This window comes from Adlercreutzia equolifaciens, from assembly GCF_029076695.1.
Lineage (GTDB): Bacteria > Actinomycetota > Coriobacteriia > Coriobacteriales > Eggerthellaceae > Adlercreutzia > Adlercreutzia equolifaciens_A.
In genome coordinates this window covers 1-297 of record NZ_JARFIK010000447.1, presented here as the reverse complement: position 1 = coordinate 297, position 297 = coordinate 1, and the positions used below count along the sequence as shown (strand labels likewise).

Here is a 297-nt window from a genome sequence, read left to right as displayed (position 1 = left end):
ATCCGGCCGGCGAGGCCTTCGACGCCTTTGCTTGCCAAGCCGTGGGAACCGTGGACGACCCCAGCTTTCCCGACGAGACGGTCTCCCAAGTGTACCAACTGGGATACTGCATGGGCGACAAGGTGCTCAGGCCCGCCATGGTAACCATTACCACGGGCGGCCCGAAGCGGGAGAAGCCTGAGGACACGGAAGAGTAAGACTGTTCGGGGGCGCACTTTCATGGTGCGCCCTTGTATTCGTTAGATGAAAAGTAACGGAGGTGGAACGAATGGCGTCCACGCCTGATTATTACAAAAC

At 58.6% G+C, this 297-nt stretch carries 1 protein-coding gene; it reads left to right on the top strand.

The window, feature by feature from the left end; genetic code table 11:
• The coding region (gene grpE, locus PZH32_RS13115) for a nucleotide exchange factor GrpE (RefSeq protein ID WP_275208690.1) at positions 1–197 on the top strand (197 nt) is incomplete at its 5' end.
• Positions 198–297: the final 100 nt, after the last annotated feature.